This window comes from Afipia dichlorophenoxyacetatis (assembly GCF_055386385.1).
On record NZ_AP029250.1, the window covers coordinates 140034 to 160250 of the forward strand.

Sequence of the window (20217 nt, forward strand, 5' to 3'; positions counted from 1 at the left end):
ATATTGAGGGTATAGCGGGCGGACCGAGGCTTGTCAGCCCGCCAGAACGCCATCGGGGGTAAGAAGGTCAGGGCTGCGGGCCGTCATAGCCCTCGATGATGATGATTTCACCGTTGGAATGGGGGGCGCGTTTTGCCACCAGCGCCTGATATTCGGGCGAGTGATAACAGGCGAGCGCTGTCTCGTAGTCTTTGAATTCAATGACGACATTGCGTGACCGTGCCGGGCCTTCATGCCCTTCGTACTGTCCAGCCCGCACCAGAAACTTCGCACCATATTTCTTGAACACCGCTCCATTGTGAGCGACGTAGTCATTCTTGTAGCCATCGACGTCGTGCACATCGATGCGCGCGACCCAGTAACCCTTCGCCATTTTGCGTCTCCTTTTTTGAACTATCCGCCGGCCTGGGCGATTTCTGCAACGATCGCCTCGGCAGCGGCCTTCGGATCAGAAGCGGCAACAACCGGACGGCCGACAACAAGGTAATCCGCACCGGCCGCGATCGCGCGCGCAGGGGTCATTACCCGCTTCTGATCGCCGACGTCACTGCCCGCAGGCCGAATGCCGGGCGTCACCAGATTCATGCCCGCGCCCACGATACCGCGCAGATTGGCAGCTTCTTCGCCCGAACACACCAGCCCATCGACTCCGATCGCTTGCGCCTGCCGCGCACGAAGCTCCACAAGGTCTGCGACACCGGGCCGATAACCCGCCTGCTGCAGATCGTTGTTGTCGTAAGACGTCAGCACTGTCACCGCGAGAATCTTGAGCGATGATCCGGCACGCGCCTCGACGGCGGCTTTCATGGTCTGCGGATAAGCATGCACCGTGAGAAACGTCGCGCCCTGTTTGGCGATGCTCTTAACGCCTTCGGCGACGGTATTACCGATGTCGTGCAGCTTGAGGTCGATGAAAACCTTCTTGCCCCGATCGGAAAGCTTGGAGATCATGGGCAATCCACCGGCGTAAGCAAGCTGATAACCGATCTTGTAGAAGGTCACGCTGTCCCCGAGCTGGTCAATCAGCGCTTCTGCAGCCTCAACGCTTGAGAGATCAAGAGCGACGATCAGGCGATCGCGCGTGGCAATGTTTTCGGATGTCATTCAACCTCACATCATTCGTTGCGCGACATCGATCAGTTGTCGCATCGTGCCGCGGAGCAGATCTGCATCGTTCGGATCTTTCAGGGCGCCCATTTCGTCGAAAGCGTCAGCGGCACGCGACAACGCGACCTGCTTCGGAATAACCGTCGCGCCGCATCCGAGTGTCAGAATTTGCCGGAGAGCCATTAGTACGCGCACGCCCCCGAGCTTTCCGTTGGAGGCCGCGCTGATTGCAAAAGCCCGATCGCGAAATACTTGTCCGAGCGGCTCTCCGCGCTCACGCACGCGCGTGACCCAGTCGATCACGTTTTTCAGAAGCGGCGGCACGGACGAATTGTACTCTGGACTGACAATGAACACGCCATGGTGCGCACCGATCATGTTCCTCAGATCTACCGCCGCCTTCGGTGCGCCGGAATTTGCCTCGATGTCCCCATCGTAAATCGGCATCGGATAGTCACTGAGCGAAATCAGTGTGGCATTCACATCCGCCAGCGCCAATTCCTTGATGGCTGCAGCTGCCAGCTGCGCATTGTAGGATCCGGTGCGCAGGGAGCCTGGGATGACGAGAATTTTGAGGGCAGCCATCAACGTCCTGTCATGATCAAGCGGAGCCGGATGCTCACGGCAAGAGGCGTGTCGGACTTATAGCTTGCAGAATCAGGGACGCAAAACGCCAACAACGGCCGCTCAGCCCTTGCGGTAAACCCAGACACGTGCGGGCGGCAGGTTCATCCAGATGCGCTCAGAAGCCTGCGTGTGGACGCCCGGCAGCGATTTCGGAATCGGCGGCGCGACGGAATACGTGAACTGGATAAAGGGCGCGCCGTGCTCGAGCTTCAGGAAAGCATCGCGCATCAATTTCATGCGGATCATCATCGGCTTGGTCACGAGCGGCAGACCGGACACCATCGCGGCGGCGGGTTCGCGCAGCTCAGACAATGTCTGGTCGAGATTGTAGGCATCGCCTTGAATGATGGTCGCTTGCGGATAACGTTCGCGCAGCAGTGCACAAAAGCCGGGATCGAATTCAACGAGCAGAAGACGCTTTTCACTAACCCCGCGCGCAATCAGCGCGTCGGTGATTGCACCCGTGCCTGGACCCAATTCGATAACGGGAGCGGTCGATTGAATGTCGACGTAACGAGCGACAGTGCGAGCCAGCACTTTGCCTGATGGCATCACCGCGCCGACGTGCAACGGCTTTTCAATCCAAGAGCGAAGAAAACGAACTTCGTCATCAAGACGAAGCGGCTTTTTCAGCGCACGCGCAGAGGACTGGGGGGCCATGGCACTTCCAAGAAGCCCGGGATGGGCGGGGACGTCAAACTTCCTTCACAAAGGGGTACAGGCGCAAGCGAAAACCGTCAAGGATCGGCCTACGCAGCACCCGTTCGATTGCCGAAGAAGTCCTTGACCATCTTGAAGAATCCAGCAGCCTCGGGCTGCGTTTCACCCGACGAAAGCTTCTCGAATTCGGCCAGCAATTCTTTCTGTTTCTTGGTCAAATTTTGCGGGGTCTCCACCACAACCTGGACGTACATGTCCCCCGTCTGCCGAGAACGCAACACAGGCATGCCCTTCGATGCGATCCGGAAGCGGCGACCGGATTGAGTGCCGGCTGGCACCTTCACTCTGGTCTTGCCCTTATCGATGGTCGGCACTTCAAACTCGCCCCCCACCGCCGCGGTCACCATCGACACCGGAACGCGGCAATGCAGGTCCGCGCTGTCACGCTGGAAGAATTTGTGCGCGGCCAGCGAGAGGAAAATGTAAAGGTCACCGGACGGGCCGCCCATGACCCCAGCCTCGCCTTCGCCAGCAAGGCGAATGCGGGTGCCATCCTCAACACCCGGAGGAATATTCACCGACAAGGAGCGGTCGCGTGTGACTCGACCCGTGCCAGAACACGAAGGGCATGGGCTCTCGATCATCTGACCGCGTCCGTGACACCCGGGGCAGGTCCGCTCGAGTGTGAAGAAACCTTGGGCCTGGCGAACGCGGCCAGCGCCGCCGCACATCGAGCACGCTTTCGGCTTGGTACCGGCCTTGGCCCCCGTGCCTGAGCAGGGCTCGCACGTGACTGCGACCGGAATATCAATCTGAGCCGTCTTGCCGAGGAAAGCTTCCTCCAGCGTGATTTCCATGTTGTAGCGCAGGTCCGCGCCACGCTCGCGGCCGCCACGGCCACCGCGCTGTCCGGCCATGCCAAACAGATCTTCAAAAATGTCAGAGAATGACGAGGCAAAGCCCGCACCGAAGCCGTGGGCCTGACCACCACCGCCCTGCTCAAATGCAGCATGGCCATAGCGATCATAGGCAGCTCGCTTGTTGCTGTCCTTCAGGACTTCGTAAGCCTCGCTGATTTCCTTGAACTTGTGCTCGCAGGATGGATCGCCCGGATTCTTATCCGGATGCCATTTCATCGCAAGCTTACGAAATGCCGTCTTTAAGCCGGCATCATCGATCGTGCGTTCAACTTCCAGCGTCTCGTAATAGCAGGCTTTAGACATTGCAGATCTTGGATTTGGGAATCTGGGACATGCGAATCTCGAACCTCAAGCCTTGCTCAAGAAAATCCTCCCCCAAATCGGGGGAGGATTTCGGAGAAACGCGTTACGCCGACTTCTTGTTGGTCTTGTCGTCGTCCACTTCCGTGAACTCCGCATCGACCACGTCGTCCTTTGCAGCATCCCTGGCGGCATCAGCCTCCGCCTGCTGCGTATACATGGCTTCGCCGAGCTTCATCGAAGCCTGAGCCAAAGTGTTGCTCTTGGCCTTGATCGACTCAGCATCGTCGCTCTTCAGCGCTTCCTTCAGGTCAGCCAAAGCATCTTCGATCGCCTTGCGCTCAGGTTCGCCGACCTTACTGCCGTGCTCTGACAATGCCTTCTCCGTGGAATGCACGAGGGCATCCGCATGGTTCTTGGCATCGACCGCCTCGCGGCGCTTTTTGTCTTCGGCCGCATTGGCTTCGGCGTCCTTGACCATCTTCTCGATGTCAGACTCCGACAAACCGCCGGACGCCTGAATACGAATCTGCTGTTCCTTACCGGTCGCCTTGTCCTTCGCCGACACATTCACGATACCGTTGGCGTCGATATCGAACGTGACTTCGATTTGCGGCATGCCGCGCGGTGCCGGCGGAATACCCATCAGATCGAACTGGCCAAGCGCCTTATTGTCGGCAGCCATCTCGCGTTCACCCTGGAATACGCGAATGGTGACCGCATTCTGGTTGTCCTCGGCAGTCGAGAACACCTGGCTCTTCTTGGTCGGAATCGTCGTGTTACGCTCGATGATGCGGGTGAACACGCCACCCAGCGTCTCGATGCCCAGGGACAGCGGGGTGACGTCGAGCAGCAGCACGTCCTTGACGTCGCCCTGCAGCACGCCAGCCTGAATCGCAGCGCCGATTGCGACGACTTCATCCGGGTTGACGCCCTTGTGAGGCTCCTTGCCGAAGAACTGCTTCACGACTTCCTGGATCTTCGGCATGCGGGTCATGCCGCCGACCAGGACAACCTCGCCGATTTCACCGGCGGTCAGGCCAGCGTCCTTCAAAGCCTTGCGGCACGGCTCAATGGTCTTTTCGACAAGATCGGCCACCAGCGCTTCGAACTTAGCGCGGGTGAGCTTCATCGTCAGATGCTTCGGACCGGAAGCGTCCGCCGTGATGAACGGCAGGTTGATTTCGGTTTGCGTGGTCGACGACAGCTCGATCTTCGCCTTTTCAGCGGCCTCTTTCAGGCGCTGCAAAGCGAGCTTGTCGTTGCGCAGGTTGATGCCCTGCTCCTTCTGGAATTCATCAGCCAGATAGCTGACAAGACGCATATCGAAGTCTTCACCGCCGAGGAACGTGTCGCCGTTGGTGGACTTCACCTCGAACACGCCGTCGCCGATCTCGAGGATCGAGACGTCGAACGTACCGCCGCCGAGGTCATAGACCGCGATCGTGCCCTGTTTCGACTTGTCGAGACCGTAGGCCAACGCAGCTGCCGTCGGCTCGTTGATGATACGCAGCACCTCAAGACCGGCGATCTTGCCGGCGTCCTTGGTGGCCTGACGCTGGGCGTCATTGAAATAGGCAGGAACGGTAATGACCGCCTGATCGACCTTCTGGCCGAGATGAGCTTCCGCGGTCTCCTTCATCTTCTGCAGAATGAAAGCGGAGACTTGCGAGGGCGAATAGGTCTGACCGTCGGCCTCGACCCATGCGTCGCCATTGCTGGCCTTGACGATCTTATAGGGGACAAGCTTCTTGTCCTTTTCGACCGTCGGATCGTCGTAGCGACGACCAATCAGGCGCTTCACAGCGAAAATGGTCTTTTCCGGATTGGTAACGGCCTGGCGCTTGGCCGGCTGACCGACAAGGCGCTCACCGTCGTCGGTAAGGGCGACAATGGACGGGGTCGTCCGCATGCCCTCAGCATTCTCGATAACTTTCGGTGTTTTGCCATCCATTACGGCGACGCACGAATTCGTGGTGCCGAGATCGATCCCGATGACCTTTCCCATGGTCCGTCTACCCTTCATTTTTAAGGCAGGCTGGCTGGGCCCTGACGGCGCCCCAATCCATACCCCCAACTATCAAATATCCGCGACATCGCGACGCTCCGCCTCATATAGGAGGGGGCCATAGCCCTGCAAGGACTGGCATAACAAACCGCAATGAAAATGAATTTTCATTTGATTGCGCCGAATTAAGGCAGCCAGGGTAAAGGCGCAGCTGCATAGGGCCGTCCGCTTCTCGCGTCTTTGTGCGTCAATTTGCAACGAATCGGGACTTGATCTGTTGGCCTGTCACGGAAACAGTCGGGCCCCGGCACTGCCGGCGACGGCCCTTGCCGGCTCGACCACCGAACGGCCTCAATGAGACACCAGTCAGGCTCCATGAAAAAGCTCCTTCGCGCCTCCGCTACCCCTGTTCTCGCCCTGCTGTTGCTGGCCGGACCCGCCGGGGCGGCCGATACGGTCTTCCCGCCTGGCGCGCGAGTCGGGCTGGCGCCGGCGGATGGCCTTGCCGTCGCCAAAGAGTTCTTAGGCTTCGAGACCGAGGACAAGAAGATCAAGGTGGGTATCGCGGAGATACCGTCTGCCGCTTTTACAGCCGTCGACACGGCCGTGAAGGAGGGCAAGACGCCTCCAGCCGGACCCAAGCCAGAAAAATTCGAAACTGCAGCAGGATCGGCTTACATCACCAGCGAGACCGGCAAGGACGGCAGCACCAATATCCGGTCGTACTCGCTGATCGTGCCGGGCAGCGACATTTTCTCGGGCTATGTGATCGCCCAAGTGCGCGATGACGCCGCAAATCCCGTATCCGACGAAGCAATGCGAAAGATGCTCGCAACGACGACGATCCGCAAAGAGGTCCCTGTCGATGAGCAGCTCGGCCTGCTGCCATTCAAGGTGAGCGAGCTCAGCAACTTCAAGACTGTCCGCACACTCACACCGCGCTCAACCGTTTTGCTGACGGATGGAACCGAAGAAACAACTCTCGACGGCGCACCTTACATGGTGATTGGTCTGGTGACGGGAGCCCCAGCCCAACCGGAAGACCGAGGACGCTTCGCGCAGCAGGTCGCGGCCACTATTCCGGGCCTGCGTGATGCACGCATCACGTCGAACGAGCCCCTCCGAATCGAAAGTACACCCGGGTTTGAGACCCGAATCGATGCTGTGACCGGCAAGAACGATACGCCGGTCACGGTTGTCCAGTGGCTGCGATTTGGCGGCGGTTCGGCACTGCGAATCATCGCAAGCGCAACGCGCGAGGAATGGCCGAAAGCATTCCCACGCTTCCGCGCCGTGCGAGACGGGATCGATCCTCGCTGAGCTTTTTGTTTTGACGCGTTTTCTTCACGCGAACTAGTGCCCCGATTCCGACGTTCGCACGGGCTTGCCGCTTGCTCGGATGCGAACTTCGGAATCAAAGGGGCAGGAGTAAATCTATGATTCGAGTGCCGCTTTTGGATTTGAAGTTCTTCATCGAGCCCGCGGCTTCATTCGAAAGAACTTCAAATCCGCGGCACTAGTCGCCACTTCGCTCAAAAAAGCTACTAGTTCTTTGGTCCGCCTTTGGCGACTCCGACCAAAGCGGGCCGAAGGATACGGTCGCCGATCACGTAACCGGCCTGCACGACCTGGAGAACGGTTCCCGCCGGCACCGACGCGTCCGGAATTTCGAACATCGCCTGGTGAAGGTTGGGATCGAATTTCTGCCCCAGCGGATCGACCTTTTTCACGCCGTTCTTCTCCAGCGTATTGTGGAGCGAACGTTCTGTCAGTTCGACGCCTTCGATGAGCCCTTTGAGGCCAGCGTCGGCAGCTTCCTTCGCCTCCGCGGGAACGGCGTCGAGCGCGCGCTGAAGATTGTCTGCGATGTCCAGGACTTCGCGGGCAAACGACGAAATGCCGTAGGTTTTCGCGTTGGCAATTTCGCGCTGGGTCTGCCGGCGCAGGTTTTCCATCTCCGCGAGCGTGCGCAGCATCTTGTCGCGCGCATCCGCCGCTTCCTTGGCCAGGGCCTCTGCCGACCCCTCTTCAGGATCGTCCGGCATAACGTAAGGCTTTGAAACCACAGGGTCCTTGTCAGTCATGTTCGCGCTCTCCTGCGCGATATTCTCCGACTGTTCCTTGCGCCCATTGGTTTCGGCCATCACTCACCCTTTTAGAAAATCGTCATCGATCATGCGGGAATTTCCCTGCCGCATATCGTGGTTTAGACGCGAAAAATCAAGCGGTTCGATACTAGCGTGGTGGTTCAGAAGTTCGCCCGATTTTTCCTGCGGGTCGTTTCAGCGAACTTCTGAACCTGAACCACACTAGAATCATAGATTTGCTAGTGTCCTCCCGAATCCAAAGCCCGCTACGGAACGCGCTGCAAGATCGGCAGACTTTGGATTCGGGACACTCGCCGCTTATTTCCCGATCAACTGGCTGACGATGCGTGCCGCGTAATCGACCATGGGAATCACCCGCGCATAATTCAGCCTGGTGGGCCCAATGACGCCGAGCACGCCGACAATCTGGCCCGCACCGTCCCGATAGGGGGCGATAACAGTGGATGATCCGGACAGGGAGAACAGCTTGTTTTCGGAGCCGATGAAAATGCGCACGCCTTCGGCACGCTCAGCGCGGCCCAGCAGGTCGATCACACCCTTCTTGGCTTCAAGATCGTCGAACAGCAGGCGCACGCGTTCGAGATCTTCCATCGCGTGAAGGTCTTCGAGCAGATTGGCGTGTCCTCGAACAATCAACTGCCGCTCGTCGCCGCCGCCACCAGACCAACCTGCGATTCCCGCGGCGATGACTTTTTGCGTCAACTGATCCAATTCACTGCGGCTCTGGGTCATTGCCGCTTCAAGTTCGACGCGCGCTTCCGCAAGCGTACGCCCGCGAATTCGCGCATTGAGGAAATTCGAGGCTTCGGTGAGCGCCGATATCGGCACCCCCGGCGGCAACGGCAGCACGCGGTTCTCGACCTGACCATCTTCGGCGACGAGCACGACCAACGCCTGCTCGGGCTCCAGCCGCACGAACTCGATGTGTTTCAACCGCACATTGGATTTCGCTGTGAGCACCACAGCCGCGGCGCGCGTCAGACCTGACAATCGCGTGAGCGCCTCACTCAACGCAGCTTCAACAGACTGCGCGGCCCCCACAGATTTAAGTTGTGCTTCAATCGATTGCCGCTCGGGCTCGGTCAGATCGCCAACCTGCATCAGCGCATCGACGAAAAAACGCAGTCCTAGTTCCGTCGGCAACCGACCGGCGGATGTATGCGGCGCATAGATCAATCCCAATTGTTCAAGGTCCGACATCACGTTGCGTACGGACGCAGGTGACAACGGCACCGAAATCAGACGAGAAATATTGCGTGAACCGACCGGCTCACCCGTTGCCAGATAATTTTCGACGATTTGACGAAAAATATCCCGAGAGCGTTCGTTCAGCTGCGCCAAGGCGGAGCTCGGCGTGATCAACTGACCTATCGGATCGTGGTGGGCCAAATCAGGCTCCGAGTACATTGGTTGCCCTCCAATTTGTCCATCAGGTGCGGTGATGACAAGCGGGTTTCTCAGCATGGGCCTTTCTGCACCCTTGCCGCTGCCGCCTCAGCCCCCTAAAAGCACCGCCTGAACTTGCTTTTTCTTGAATTTCGGAGGTTTTCACATGCGGCCAAGCCGTCGCGCGCCCGATGAACTGCGTCCCGTCACGTTGGAACGCGGGGTGGTCAAATACGCCGAGGGTTCCTGCATGGTGAAGTTTGGCGATACCCATGTGTTGGTCACCGCCACGCTTGAGGAACGCCTGCCACCCTGGCTGAAGGGACAGGGCCGCGGCTGGGTCACCGCAGAATATGGCATGTTGCCCCGCGCCACTCACGAACGCATGCGCCGCGAATCGGCGGCAGGCAAGCAGAGTGGCCGGACCGTTGAAATCCAGCGCCTCATCGGTCGCTCTCTTCGCACCACCGTCGATCTGGTGGCACTTGGCGAACGCCAGATCACGGTCGACTGCGACGTCATCCAGGCCGATGGCGGCACACGCACGGCATCTATCACAGGTGCATGGGTCGCGCTCGCCGATTGCCTGAACTGGATGAAGGCGCGCAACATGGTGAAAGGCAATGTGTTGCGCGACAACGTCGCGGCAATTTCCTGCGGAATCTACAACGGTACACCCGTGCTCGATCTCGACTACGCTGAAGATTCCGAGGCGGAGACCGATGCCAACTTCGTGATGACCGGCGACGGCCGCATTGTCGAAGTCCAGGGCACCGCTGAAAAGACGCCGTTCACGCAGGAAGAGTTTCTGAACCTGATGGCGCTGGCGCAGAAGGGCATTGCGCGTCTGGTGGATTTGCAAAAGATGGCGGTTGCGTAATTCGCACGACCAGCACGGATAAACCCTTTCCATGAGTGACCACCGCAAAATCAACGGCCGTCTTGTGATAGCAACCCATAATTCCGGCAAGCTTGCCGAGATGCGGGAATTGCTGGCGCCATACGGTGTGGAGGCGGTGTCGGCGGCAGAGCTTGGCCTGGGCGAGCCGGAGGAAACCGGAACGACGTTTCAGGCCAATGCGCGCATCAAGGCTGTAGCTGCAGCAAATGCGACGCAACTCCCGGCCTTTGCCGATGATTCCGGACTTGCCGTGGATGCACTCGACGGACAACCCGGCATCTATTCGGCGCGCTGGGCCGGAGAGACGAAAGACTTCCTCGCCGCGATGATGAAGATCGAACGTCTGCTTCAAGAGCGTGGTGCAAAGGAACCTGCCCAACGCAAGGCACATTTTGTGTCCGCTCTCTGCGTGGCCTGGCCGGATGGTCACATTGAAGAGGTCGAAGCGCACGTCAACGGAAGTCTGGTGTGGCCACCGCGCGGCACCGCAGGTTTCGGCTACGATCCGGCATTTCTTCCCGACGGTCACGGGCGTACCTTCGGCGAGATGACGAGCATCGAGAAACATGGCCTGCCGCCGCTTGGCCTGGGTCTGTCCCATCGCGCCAAGGCCTTTGTGCAACTCGCGGAGATGTGCCTTGAGCAGCACTGACGCACAATCCGCCTTCGGCGTTTATGTGCACTGGCCATTTTGCCTGTCAAAATGTCCGTACTGCGACTTCAACAGTCATGTGCGCCACGCGCCGATTGACGAAGTGCGCTTTGCGAATGCTTTCGACCGCGAAATCGCGACCACCGCATCGCGCGTGCCCGGCCGTGAGGTCACATCCATCTTCCTTGGCGGCGGCACACCATCCCTTATGCAGCCACAGACCGTCGGCGCAATTCTGGATTCGATCGCCAAGCATTGGACGGTTGCGTCGGATGTCGAAGTCACGCTTGAGGCCAATCCCACCAGCGTTGAAGCGACACGGTTTCGCGGCTATCGCGCCGCCGGCGTCAACCGTGTCTCGCTCGGCGTGCAGGCTCTCGACGACGCCTCGCTGAAAGCATTGGGCCGGCTGCACACAGCACGCGAAGCGCTCGATGCCGTCGCCATCGCGCGCTCCGCATTCGATCGCTATTCATTCGACCTGATCTATGCGCGCCCCGATCAAACGCCGCAAATGTGGCGCGATGAGTTGATGTTAGCGATCTCGGAAGCCGCCGAACATCTCTCGCTCTATCAGCTCACGATTGAGCCCGAGACACCGTTTTTCGGATTGCACGCCGCGGGCAAGCTCAAGATTCCCGACGAAGCCGTCGCGCGCGCGCTTTACGATGTGACGCAGGAGGTCTGCGCGCAGCAAGGGCTTCCTTCCTACGAAATTTCAAATCACGCGCGGCCCGGCGCCGAGTGCAAACACAATCTCGTTTATTGGCGCGGACAGGAATACGCCGGCATTGGCCCCGGCGCGCATGCCCGCCTCGATATCGATGGCGTACGTCATGCCATCTCCACCGACAAGCGCCCTGAAGCGTGGCTGATACGAGTTGAGGAGCAGGGTCACGGTGTGGCCGTGGATGAACTTCTCAACAGCGAAGAACGCGCCGATGAATATCTGCTGATGGGCTTGCGTCTCGCGGAAGGAATCGATCCGCAACGTTACAAAGCACTGTCCGGACGAACGCTTGATCCGCGCAGGATCGCGATCCTGAAGGACGAAGGTGCCATCACGGTCGACCCCGATGGACGCGTGCGAGTGACGATGCAGGGATTTCCTGTGCTCGATGCCGTGGTGGCCGATCTCGCTGCCTAATGCTCTGAGATCAGGCCCCAAAGCTCTTCGGTGATGCCGACACCGCCTGCCCGCCACCAGGCGCCGCACGCATGACTGCGAGGCCGCGTTCATTTGTGCCGTCACTGCGGAAGCGAAACAATCCATCAATACCCGCGAAGCCGGACTGATTGGTCAGCACCTCCTGCGAGAAACGCTGCCCGCCCTGGGTGCGAGCTAGCGCAGCCACCAGCGCCACCGAATCATAGGCGAGCGTTGCAGTCCGCACCGGGTCCTGACCGTATTTGTTGCGATAGCGGCCCGAAAAACTCCGGAAACCCGAAGGATCCGGCGCAGCGTAGAAGCCGCCTTGTAGATTAGCGTTGCCAAGCACGCGGGGATTATCCCATAGCCCCGTGCCGAGCAGTTGCAGGCGCTTCAGATTGGCGCCGCTTGCAGCTAGCGCATCCGCGGCGCCGACCAGCGCGTCTCCATCATCCGCCAACAACAACGCATCGGCATTTGCAAGACTTTGTGCAACGGTCGCCGCAGTACTCTGCATCTGGGCACCCGGGCTATATTTCTCGAACGCGACAACACGGCCACCCTTGCGGGCGACGGCTTGCTTGAATGCACCTTCGACCACGTTGCCGTAAGCATTTGCAGGGAGGAAAGCCGCAAACGATCGTTTGCCGGTGCCAGCGGAGTATTCAACGATACGGTTGACGTCCGACTCCGGCAGGAAACTCAGAAGGTAGACACCGCGGCCGGCAACGCTTGAGTCGGTCGAGAACGCAATCATGGGCACGCCGCGGGTGCGTGTAAGCTGCGCCGCTGCGGGGACCGACAACGCGAACAGCGGGCCGAGGATAATTTCAGCGCCTTCATCGAGGGCCTGCTGCGCACCCTGCTGGGCGCCTTGAGCGGTGCCCGCATCGTCCTTCACCAGAAGTTGGATGTTCGGGTTCTGGAATTCTGCAAGCGCCAGCTCGGCCGCATTGCGCATCGACTGCGCAGCTACTCCCGCATTGCCCGATGCTGACAACGGCAAAAGCAGACCGACTTTGACATGCCCGCTACCGAGCGCCGACGGCTGCTGCTGCGGGCCGGCAGGCGCAGACGGCTGCGGCTCCGAGCTGGAGAAGGGGGAGGTGAATGACGACGGCAAGCTCGAGCAACCCGCGATCAGCGGGGCCCCCAGAATCAGACCAACAGCCGAGCGGCGCGTGGCACCGAAGCGTTGGGATTTCGGGGTGGATGGACCGTTCATTTCGTCTCTTTCAGTAGCCCCTCTTCCGGATCGGACGGGTGACCATCCAGGATCTGGAAGAAGATTCAGGCATATTCTCGGCTATAAGTTAAGCAAAACAAAAGCTTTATGGCGGCGACCGCGAACTGGCTTACTTATATACCCAATTGGACGCGACGCCGTCGCTCCTCGACGCTAGATTGTCCGCATGCGCGCCAAGAGTATTTCCGACACAGTTTCCGACCAAACCCCGGCGGGTTCCGTCCGTTCATACGCCATTGCCGGTCAGTTGCTGAATGCGCCCAAGAGCGCTCCGGGACTTTACCTCGTGGCGACCCCCATCGGCAATCTTGGCGATATCACCCTTCGCGCCCTCGAAACCCTCGCAGCCGTAGACATCGTTGCATGCGAAGACACGCGCATCACCCGCCGTCTGCTCGACCGCTACAGTATCAAAGCCACACTCTGGTCCTATCACGAGCACAACGCAGCGCAGGCTCGCCCTCAGATTCTCGAGCGGCTTGCGCAAGGTGCTTCGATCGCTCTGGTGTCCGACGCCGGAACGCCATTGATTTCGGATCCGGGATTCAAATTGGTGCGCGACGTTTGCGCCGCAGGCCATTCCGTGACTGCGTTGCCTGGACCGTCGTCGGTTTTAACCGCGCTGGCGGTCGCAGCCCTGCCAACGGACAGGTTCTTCTTCGAAGGCTTCTTGCCATCGAAGCAAATGGCGCGCCGAAACCGGCTTGCCGAGCTCGCGCGCATTGATGCAACACTTGTGATGTTCGAATCCGGCTCGCGCGTGCAGGAGACATTGCAGGACCTGCGTGATGTGATGGGAGAACGGGACGCAGCGATCTGCCGCGAACTGACAAAGCTGCATGAGGACGTTCGTCGCGCGACAATCTCAGATCTGGCGTCAGAAGCCGATGCGCTTGAGACCCGCGGGGAATTCGTCCTCGTGGTGGGTCCCCCCGCTGCCGATGCCGGCGTCATGGACGAGGCCGCCCTCGATGAGATTTTGCGATCCTCACTAACCAGCGGCAGTGTGAAGGACGCAGTCGCCCACGCCGTTGAAGTATCCGGACGCCCGCGTCGCGAGGTCTATGCCCGCGCACTGGCCCTCTCCAAGGAAGCCACTCAGCGGGGTGACGATGACAGGGAGTGACAACAGCCCGCCCGCAAAGCCGTCGGCGAAAAAGCTTAAGGCCGCGGATACAAAAATCCCCTCGCCTGCCCGCGTCGCGGCATTCCAGACCGGCCTGTCCGCCGAGAGCCGCGCCAGCGCCTACCTGATCGCGAAAGGTTATCGCATCCTGGCGCGGCGATATCGCACGCCTTATGGCGAGATCGATATTGTTGTCCGCCGCCGCAATCTGTTGGCATTTATCGAGGTGAAGGCCCGCGCCAATCTCGACGACGCGGCCTACTCTGTAACACCCCAGCAACAGCAGCGAATTGTTGCAGCAGCCCAAGCATGGCTAATGAATCAGCCAGATTATGCGAATTTCGACATGCGCTTCGACGTTGTGCTCATTGCGCCGAAGCACCTCCCACGCCATCTGATGGCGGCTTTCGATGCCAGCGCGTGAACGGCAGGGTTGCGTTCGAATACTCTGGCGCCGTCAGCCGAAATCGCACAGATTGCCGCCTCTGATTTCCATATCCGGATCAAAAGAATGAAACTGAAAGTCGCCGTCCAGATGGACCCGATCGCGCGGATCAACATTCGCGGTGATTCCACATTCGCCCTGTTGCTCGAGGCGCAAAAGCGCGGCCACGACATTTCATACTACACGCCGGAAATGCTGTCGTTGAAAGGCCAGGACGTCGTCGCCACTGTCCAGCCGCTCACGGTGCGCGATCAGGACGGCGATCATTTCACCTTGGGCGAAGCGAAGCGCGTCAACCTCGAATCCTTCGATGCCATTTTGCTTCGCCAGGACCCACCGTTCGATCTCGCCTACATCACCACCACGCATTTTCTCGAACGCATTCATCCCAAGACGCTCGTGGTGAATAATCCGGCTAGCGTGCGTAATGCGCCAGAAAAGATTTTCGTGATGCAATTCGCGGATCTGATGCCGCCGACGCTGATTTCACGCGACAAGGATGAAATCAACGCGTTCCGCGCCGAGCATGGCGACGTCGTGATGAAGCCGCTGTACGGCCATGGCGGCGAAGCCGTATTTCGCATCACGCCAAACGACATGAATTTCGGCTCGCTCTACGACATGTTCTCGGTGACGTTCCGCGAGCCATGGGTGATTCAGCGCTTCCTTCCTGAAGTCAAAAATGGCGACAAGCGTATCCTTCTGGTGGATGGAGAATTCGCAGGCGCAGTCAATCGTGTTCCAGCCGTTGATGATCTGCGCTCGAACATGGTGCGCGGCGGCGCCGCCAAAGCGACCGAGCTCTCCCCGCGTGAGCAGGAGATTTGCGCCCGGCTTGGACCGGCGCTCCGTGAGCGCGGATTGCTTTTCGTTGGCATTGACGTGATCGACGGTCATCTCACCGAAATCAACGTCACCTCTCCGACGGGCATTCGTGCCGTAGCTCGTCTCGGTGGCCCTGATGTCGCGGCGAAGATCTGGGACACCATCGCGGCCAAGCGTGCGTAATTCCCGCCTTTCATGGTGGTGCTTAATCAATTGCTGACCACCTTGCGCCAATATGTTTGACGGCCTGAATTCTGCGCTCTGAACTGACCGCAGCATGACCGGAGCGGCAAGCTTATGGCGATTGAGGTTTTCAACGGCTCATCGATTCCGCGCGAGTTGACAACAGCTCCGATGGAATTCCTGTGGGCGAAATGGAAAACTCTCAATGATACCAATAGCTTAACGCTCCAACGCCTCACCGAGGAATGCAGTTATCAGCTGCGCGCGAACTCCACGCATCTTCTCAGTGTAGGAGACGATTTTTCCTACATCTATGTGGGAGAGGCGCTTCAGGCGGCCTACAGCGAAAGCGTTCCGGGCACACTGCTCTCGGACAATCCCAGTCCGCTCAAACGCGAGTTTGCCGAGGTTTACCGTCAGGTCGCCAAGCGCATGACGCCAGCTTTCATCCGCTTTACCGGGACCCGATCAGAGAACGGCGAACTCTGGCAGCGGCTTGTGCTGCCGATCCCGATCGCAGGCGGCGGTGTGATCCTGATGATGTACTCCGAACTCATCAATCATCAGATGGAAGTCTACGATCATCTCTTCCGCACTGCGTCCGACGCGATGGTTGTGGCTTACCCCATTACGAACGATGCCGGGCACACCATCGACGGCTGGATCGTGATGATGAATGATCGCGCGCGGCATTTGCTGAACTTCGACGGCACCATCGGCAATCTGCGCCTCACCGAGCTTGCGCAGTTCGCAAATATCGGTCTTTGGGACAGACTTCATGCACCGAAATCATCGGTCCCATCGGCGATCACAACGGCGGACTTTGATCTCGAGATCATGCGCTTCTCCCGTGTGTTTGGACTTCGCATTCGCCCGAAGATCGAAACCGTGCACGACGAGACCGTGACGCTGGCGCCGGGCCATCGCGCCGCACGCACGCCAGCATCTGCGTGACACCAGCTGCGAGCTCGTGACACACGAGACTGATCAATTCCTTCGTTGAATACTTGCCAGTTGCGGCGTCCAGGCGCAGCATCTTGCTGCCGCCTCACAGCGAGCGGCGGCAACAAAAAACATGACAACGGAGGAACGCATGACACTTGATGTTTCGCGACGATCTCTCCTTGCGCTCGGTGCCGGTCTCGGCGCCACACTCATCAGCAGCAATGCTCATCCGCGCGCGCCCAAGCTCGGCACGCAAGCTCCCTATTTCCACCGCTTCAAACTCGGCGACGCGGAAGTGACTATCGTGTCGGACGGCCCACTGCCTCTGGGTGATCCCTCCGGCACTTTTATCGGCGTACCAAAGGAAGATGTGCAAAAGCTGCTGAGCGACAATTTCCTCAGCCCCAGCAACGTCGTGCTGGAGCAGAACGTGCCGATCGTAAATTTCGGCGACAAGATCGTTCTGTTCGACACCGGCATGGGTACGTCGAAACTGTTTGGGCCGACGACAGGCCGACTGCAGAAGAGCATCGCCGAATCCGGCCTCAAAGCAGAAGACATCGACGCTGTCGTGTGCTCGCACGCCCACATCGATCACATCGGCGGTATTATCGATGAGAGTGGCAAGCCGCTATTTCCAAATGCGCAGGTCTATATCAGCCAGACTGATCTGGAGTTCTGGACCGACGAGACAAAGCAGGATAGCGCGCTCAAGGACTTCATCATCCATGCCCGCAAAAATCTGCTGCCAGTGCGCGACCGCATCGTCTTTTTCAAAGACAACGAAGAGTTCTTGCCAGGCGTAACGGCACTTTCCGCGCCGGGACACACCTTCGGCCACCACATATTTATGATTCAGTCTGGCGGTCAATCATTCGCATTCCTCGGCGATCTCGCACATCACCAGGTGCTGTTGCTCGAGAAACCGCGAATGGAATTCGCTTACGACTCCGACCCGAAGATGGCCGCTGCCAGCCGGGTGAAAATGCTCGACATGCTCGCTGCCAACAAGATCGCCGTGATGTCCTATCACTTCGCATGGCCGGGATACGGGCACGTCGTCAAAGCCGGCGATGGCTTCCGCTACATCGCGGAGCCCATGGTCATGCAGCTTTGATCTCGCTGCTGACGCGGTGGTGAGTCAGCCGCTGCCGCGTCAGTATTACCAACTATCCGTTCCCTAAATGTTCTTGTCAGACGGTTGAACCTTTGCTACGGTTTCGCGCAGGGCGCGAGGGATCATGGTTCAGCACGTTTCCACAGTGGCATTTGAGGGCATCGAGGCCCGTGCGGTGGACGTGCAGGTCCAGGTGGCGCCCGGACTCCCTGCCTTCGCGATCGTCGGTCTTCCAGACAAGGCGGTGTCCGAAGCCCGCGAACGGGTCCGCTCTGCATTGATCGCCTCTGGCTTGGCGCTTCCTGCGCGGCGCATTACCGTCAACCTCGCTCCCGCCGATTTGCCCAAAGAGGGCAGTCACTACGATTTGCCGATCGCACTCGGGCTGATGGCAGCGATCGGCGCCATCCCGCAGGACGCTCTGTCAAATTTTACCGTGCTTGGCGAACTCGGCCTCGATGGCTCGATCGCACCGGTTGCGGGCGTACTGCCTGCTGCGATCGGTGCCAACGGGCGCGATGAAGGATTGATCTGTCCAGCAGCTTGCGGCCCCGAGGCGGCCTGGGCCAGCCCGGATCTGCAAATTATCGCCGCGTCATCGCTGATCCAGCTCGCCAATCATTTTAAAGGCACGCAAGTCCTGTCACGTCCCCAGCCGAAAATCGCGGAGCAACAAACGAGCCTGCTCGATCTTCGCGACATCAAGGGACAGGAAAGCGCCAAACGGGCCCTGGAAATTGCCGCCGCGGGCGGTCATCACCTGTTGATGATCGGCTCGCCAGGATCGGGCAAATCCATGCTGGCGGCGCGGTTACCGTCAATCCTGCCACCGCTGTCACCCTCCGAGTTGCTCGAGGTCTCCATGATCGCCTCCGTCGCAGGCGAGCTTGAGGGCGGAGCGTTGACTGCACACCGTCCGTTCCGGGCACCACACCATTCGGCCAGTATGGCGGCGCTCACCGGAGGCGGCATGCGCGCGAAACCGGGCGAGATTTCGCTGGCGCATCAGGGCGTGTTGTTTCTCGACGAGTTGCCGGAGTTCGACGCACGAGTGCTGGATTCGCTGCGGCAGCCATTGGAAAATGGTGAAGTCGCCGTATCGCGCGCTAATCATCGCGTGACATATCCCGCGCGTTTCATGCTGGTGGCGGCCATGAATCCGTGTCGCTGCGGGAGTGCCTATGACCCAGGCTATTCCTGCAAACGGGGTAAAATCGATCGCTGCAGCGCCGATTACCAGGGACGGATTTCCGGCCCGTTGATGGATCGTATTGATCTGCGCATCGAGGTGCCCGCCGTTACTGCGAGCGATCTCATCCTACCGCCGCCGTCAGAAGGATCTGCCGAAGTTGCAGCACGTGTCGCCGCGGCCCGCGCCATCCAGTTGGCTCGGTATGCCGGCATGGGACTGCCTCAGGTCCGTACCAATGCCGAGGCGCCCGCCGCAGTGCTTGAGGATATCGCCAAGCCCGATGCCCAAGGACAGAAACTGCTGCGTGATGCAGCCGAGACTATGCGCCTTTCGGCGCGCGGATATCATCGCGTCCTTCGCGTCGCTCGCACTCTGGCGGATCTGGACGGCGCGGAAACGATCGGACGGCTTCACCTCGCCGAAGCGCTCTCCTATCGCGCACTGGCGGAAGACATTCGACGCGCCGCCTAGTGTCCCCGTCTCCGAATAACCGCCCCGTTTGCAGCGTGCTCGTACGGTTATTCGGAGACGGAAGGACACCGGCAAAGCTATGATTCTAGCGAAGTGTTGGATTTGACATTCGCTTGACGAACTCGCGGCCATGAGGGGAGCGAATGTCAAATCCACTCCACTAGGCACAAAATCGGCGCATGAGAACGCTCTGGTAACGATCTCTCTTTACACTTCAGGAACCATAAGCGCCGATTGCCGGGGCTTCGGTTTATTGTTCCTGTGAGTAGCGTCCATGTTGCGTGTCAAGATTCTGGCATCATCCCTGCCACTGATCCTCGTTGGCTTCGTTGCCGGCGGCGAACTGCTCCCGGCCACCCAGCCCTGCATCTCTGTCGGGGATACCTCGCTTCAAATGGCGACGGCACCCTGGCAACGTCAGCTTCATGTCAGCTTCACTGACGATCCCGCCGCAGCCACGGTCCGCGTTCAACTTGTCGAACGCGCCGACATCGCCGACTTCGTCGTGGTGGACGACATAAACACAGCGGATGCCGACAGCTGCACGACGACCTCGGACGCAAGGTTTGTCAGCATTGCGGCCCAGACCTCGCCTTCAGAGCCAATCATCTACTTGTCTAAGGATGACGGGGCGGACTACCGGATTTTCGTTCAATCACGAACCTTCACAGCGCGTGAAGCGGCCGCGCTCGTGGTCAGCGCCAGGCGTGCCACGCCGAGACAAACCACAGCCTCGCTTTGAGGTAGGCCGCACACTTAACGGCTCGTCAACCACGTTGCCATCGACGAAAGCCGGCTCAAGCACTTCGCAATATCCCCCTCTCACTCTCTCGGGACTTTCAAGCGCA

Annotated in this window: 20 protein-coding genes; 11 read left to right on the forward strand and 9 right to left on the reverse strand. The window is 59.4% G+C overall.

Translation table 11 applies throughout. The features are described from left to right. Positions 1 to 67: 67 nt before the first annotated feature. The 6 genes from ACZ5C3_RS00650 to dnaK form a co-directional block, all read right to left on the reverse strand. Positions 68 to 373 (reverse strand): DUF1330 domain-containing protein, encoded by a 306-nt coding sequence (locus tag ACZ5C3_RS00650; protein ID WP_464034495.1) that lies wholly within the window; start codon positions 371 to 373, stop codon positions 68 to 70. A gap of 20 nt (positions 374 to 393) precedes the next feature. Next, positions 394 to 1104: an orotidine-5'-phosphate decarboxylase gene (gene pyrF, locus ACZ5C3_RS00655; RefSeq protein WP_464034496.1), complete on the reverse strand. Its 711-nt coding sequence runs from the start codon at positions 1102 to 1104 to the stop codon at positions 394 to 396. Between the two features lie 6 nt (positions 1105 to 1110). After that, positions 1111 to 1692: an NADPH-dependent FMN reductase gene (locus ACZ5C3_RS00660; protein ID WP_464034498.1), complete on the reverse strand. Its 582-nt coding sequence runs from the start codon at positions 1690 to 1692 to the stop codon at positions 1111 to 1113. Between the two features lie 102 nt (positions 1693 to 1794). Continuing rightward, positions 1795 to 2394, reverse strand: coding sequence for a class I SAM-dependent methyltransferase (locus ACZ5C3_RS00665; protein WP_464034500.1), 600 nt, complete (start codon positions 2392 to 2394; stop codon positions 1795 to 1797). Positions 2395 to 2483: 89 nt separating this feature from the next. Continuing rightward, positions 2484 to 3617 carry a molecular chaperone DnaJ gene (dnaJ, locus tag ACZ5C3_RS00670; protein ID WP_464034501.1) on the reverse strand — a complete coding sequence of 378 codons (1134 nt, stop codon included), beginning with the start codon at positions 3615 to 3617 and terminating at the stop codon, positions 2484 to 2486. Positions 3618 to 3720: 103 nt separating this feature from the next. Continuing rightward, on the reverse strand, positions 3721 to 5622 hold the full coding sequence (gene dnaK, locus ACZ5C3_RS00675; protein WP_464034503.1) for a molecular chaperone DnaK: 1902 nt from the start codon (positions 5620 to 5622) through the stop codon (positions 3721 to 3723). 375 nt (positions 5623 to 5997) lie between these two features. On the opposite strand from dnaK, the gene ACZ5C3_RS00680 reads away from it, so the two are divergent. Then, positions 5998 to 6942, forward strand: a complete 945-nt coding sequence (locus ACZ5C3_RS00680) for a hypothetical protein (RefSeq protein WP_464044430.1) — start codon at positions 5998 to 6000, stop codon at positions 6940 to 6942. A 224-nt stretch (positions 6943 to 7166) separates the two neighbouring features. On the opposite strand, the gene grpE is transcribed toward ACZ5C3_RS00680, so the two are convergent. After that, positions 7167 to 7766, reverse strand: a complete 600-nt coding sequence (gene grpE, locus ACZ5C3_RS00685) for a nucleotide exchange factor GrpE (protein WP_464034505.1) — start codon at positions 7764 to 7766, stop codon at positions 7167 to 7169. A 261-nt stretch (positions 7767 to 8027) separates the two neighbouring features. Then, a complete protein-coding gene (gene hrcA / locus ACZ5C3_RS00690; protein ID WP_464038461.1) occupies positions 8028 to 9119 on the reverse strand; it encodes a heat-inducible transcriptional repressor HrcA in 1092 nt (363 codons plus the stop codon). Between the two features lie 163 nt (positions 9120 to 9282). Between hrcA and rph the strand changes: the two genes are divergently transcribed. Genes rph through hemW form a run of 3 tightly spaced genes read left to right on the forward strand, consistent with a single transcriptional unit; the run spans position 9283 to position 11816 of the window. Then, positions 9283 to 9996 carry a ribonuclease PH gene (gene rph, locus ACZ5C3_RS00695; RefSeq protein ID WP_464034507.1) on the forward strand — a complete coding sequence of 238 codons (714 nt, stop codon included), beginning with the start codon at positions 9283 to 9285 and terminating at the stop codon, positions 9994 to 9996. 31 nt (positions 9997 to 10027) lie between these two features. Next, a complete protein-coding gene (rdgB, locus tag ACZ5C3_RS00700; RefSeq protein WP_464034509.1) occupies positions 10028 to 10669 on the forward strand; it encodes an RdgB/HAM1 family non-canonical purine NTP pyrophosphatase in 642 nt (213 codons plus the stop codon). Beyond that, positions 10656 to 11816 (forward strand): radical SAM family heme chaperone HemW, encoded by a 1161-nt coding sequence (gene hemW / locus ACZ5C3_RS00705; RefSeq protein WP_464034511.1) that lies wholly within the window; start codon positions 10656 to 10658, stop codon positions 11814 to 11816. Before rdgB ends, hemW begins: the two co-directional genes overlap by 14 nt. A 10-nt stretch (positions 11817 to 11826) precedes the next feature. Here the strand turns inward: hemW and ACZ5C3_RS00710 are convergent, their stop codons facing one another. Then, entirely contained in the window at positions 11827 to 13044 is a 1218-nt protein-coding gene (locus tag ACZ5C3_RS00710; protein ID WP_464044431.1) for a penicillin-binding protein activator, read from the reverse strand. Positions 13045 to 13231: 187 nt separating this feature from the next. Here ACZ5C3_RS00710 and rsmI point away from each other — a divergent pair, with 187 nt between their 5' ends. From rsmI to ACZ5C3_RS00745, 7 genes are all read left to right on the forward strand, one after another. Further along, positions 13232 to 14191 carry a 16S rRNA (cytidine(1402)-2'-O)-methyltransferase gene (gene rsmI, locus ACZ5C3_RS00715; protein ID WP_464034512.1) on the forward strand — a complete coding sequence of 320 codons (960 nt, stop codon included), beginning with the start codon at positions 13232 to 13234 and terminating at the stop codon, positions 14189 to 14191. Beyond that, entirely contained in the window at positions 14178 to 14615 is a 438-nt protein-coding gene (locus ACZ5C3_RS00720; protein WP_464034514.1) for a YraN family protein, read from the forward strand. The genes rsmI and ACZ5C3_RS00720 overlap by 14 nt, the downstream gene beginning before the upstream one ends. A gap of 87 nt (positions 14616 to 14702) precedes the next feature. After that, positions 14703 to 15644 carry a glutathione synthase gene (gene gshB, locus ACZ5C3_RS00725; RefSeq protein WP_464034516.1) on the forward strand — a complete coding sequence of 314 codons (942 nt, stop codon included), beginning with the start codon at positions 14703 to 14705 and terminating at the stop codon, positions 15642 to 15644. 114 nt (positions 15645 to 15758) lie between these two features. Further along, a complete protein-coding gene (locus tag ACZ5C3_RS00730; protein ID WP_464034518.1) occupies positions 15759 to 16598 on the forward strand; it encodes a hypothetical protein in 840 nt (279 codons plus the stop codon). A 139-nt stretch (positions 16599 to 16737) separates the two neighbouring features. Further along, the gene (locus tag ACZ5C3_RS00735) at positions 16738 to 17706 is read left to right on the forward strand and encodes an MBL fold metallo-hydrolase (protein WP_464034520.1); all 969 of its coding nucleotides are present in this window, start codon (positions 16738 to 16740) and stop codon (positions 17704 to 17706) included. A gap of 124 nt (positions 17707 to 17830) precedes the next feature. Beyond that, positions 17831 to 19369: a YifB family Mg chelatase-like AAA ATPase gene (locus ACZ5C3_RS00740; RefSeq protein ID WP_464034522.1), complete on the forward strand. Its 1539-nt coding sequence runs from the start codon at positions 17831 to 17833 to the stop codon at positions 19367 to 19369. 274 nt (positions 19370 to 19643) lie between these two features. Then, positions 19644 to 20111 (forward strand): hypothetical protein, encoded by a 468-nt coding sequence (locus ACZ5C3_RS00745; RefSeq protein WP_464034524.1) that lies wholly within the window; start codon positions 19644 to 19646, stop codon positions 20109 to 20111. Positions 20112 to 20217 lie beyond the last annotated feature (106 nt).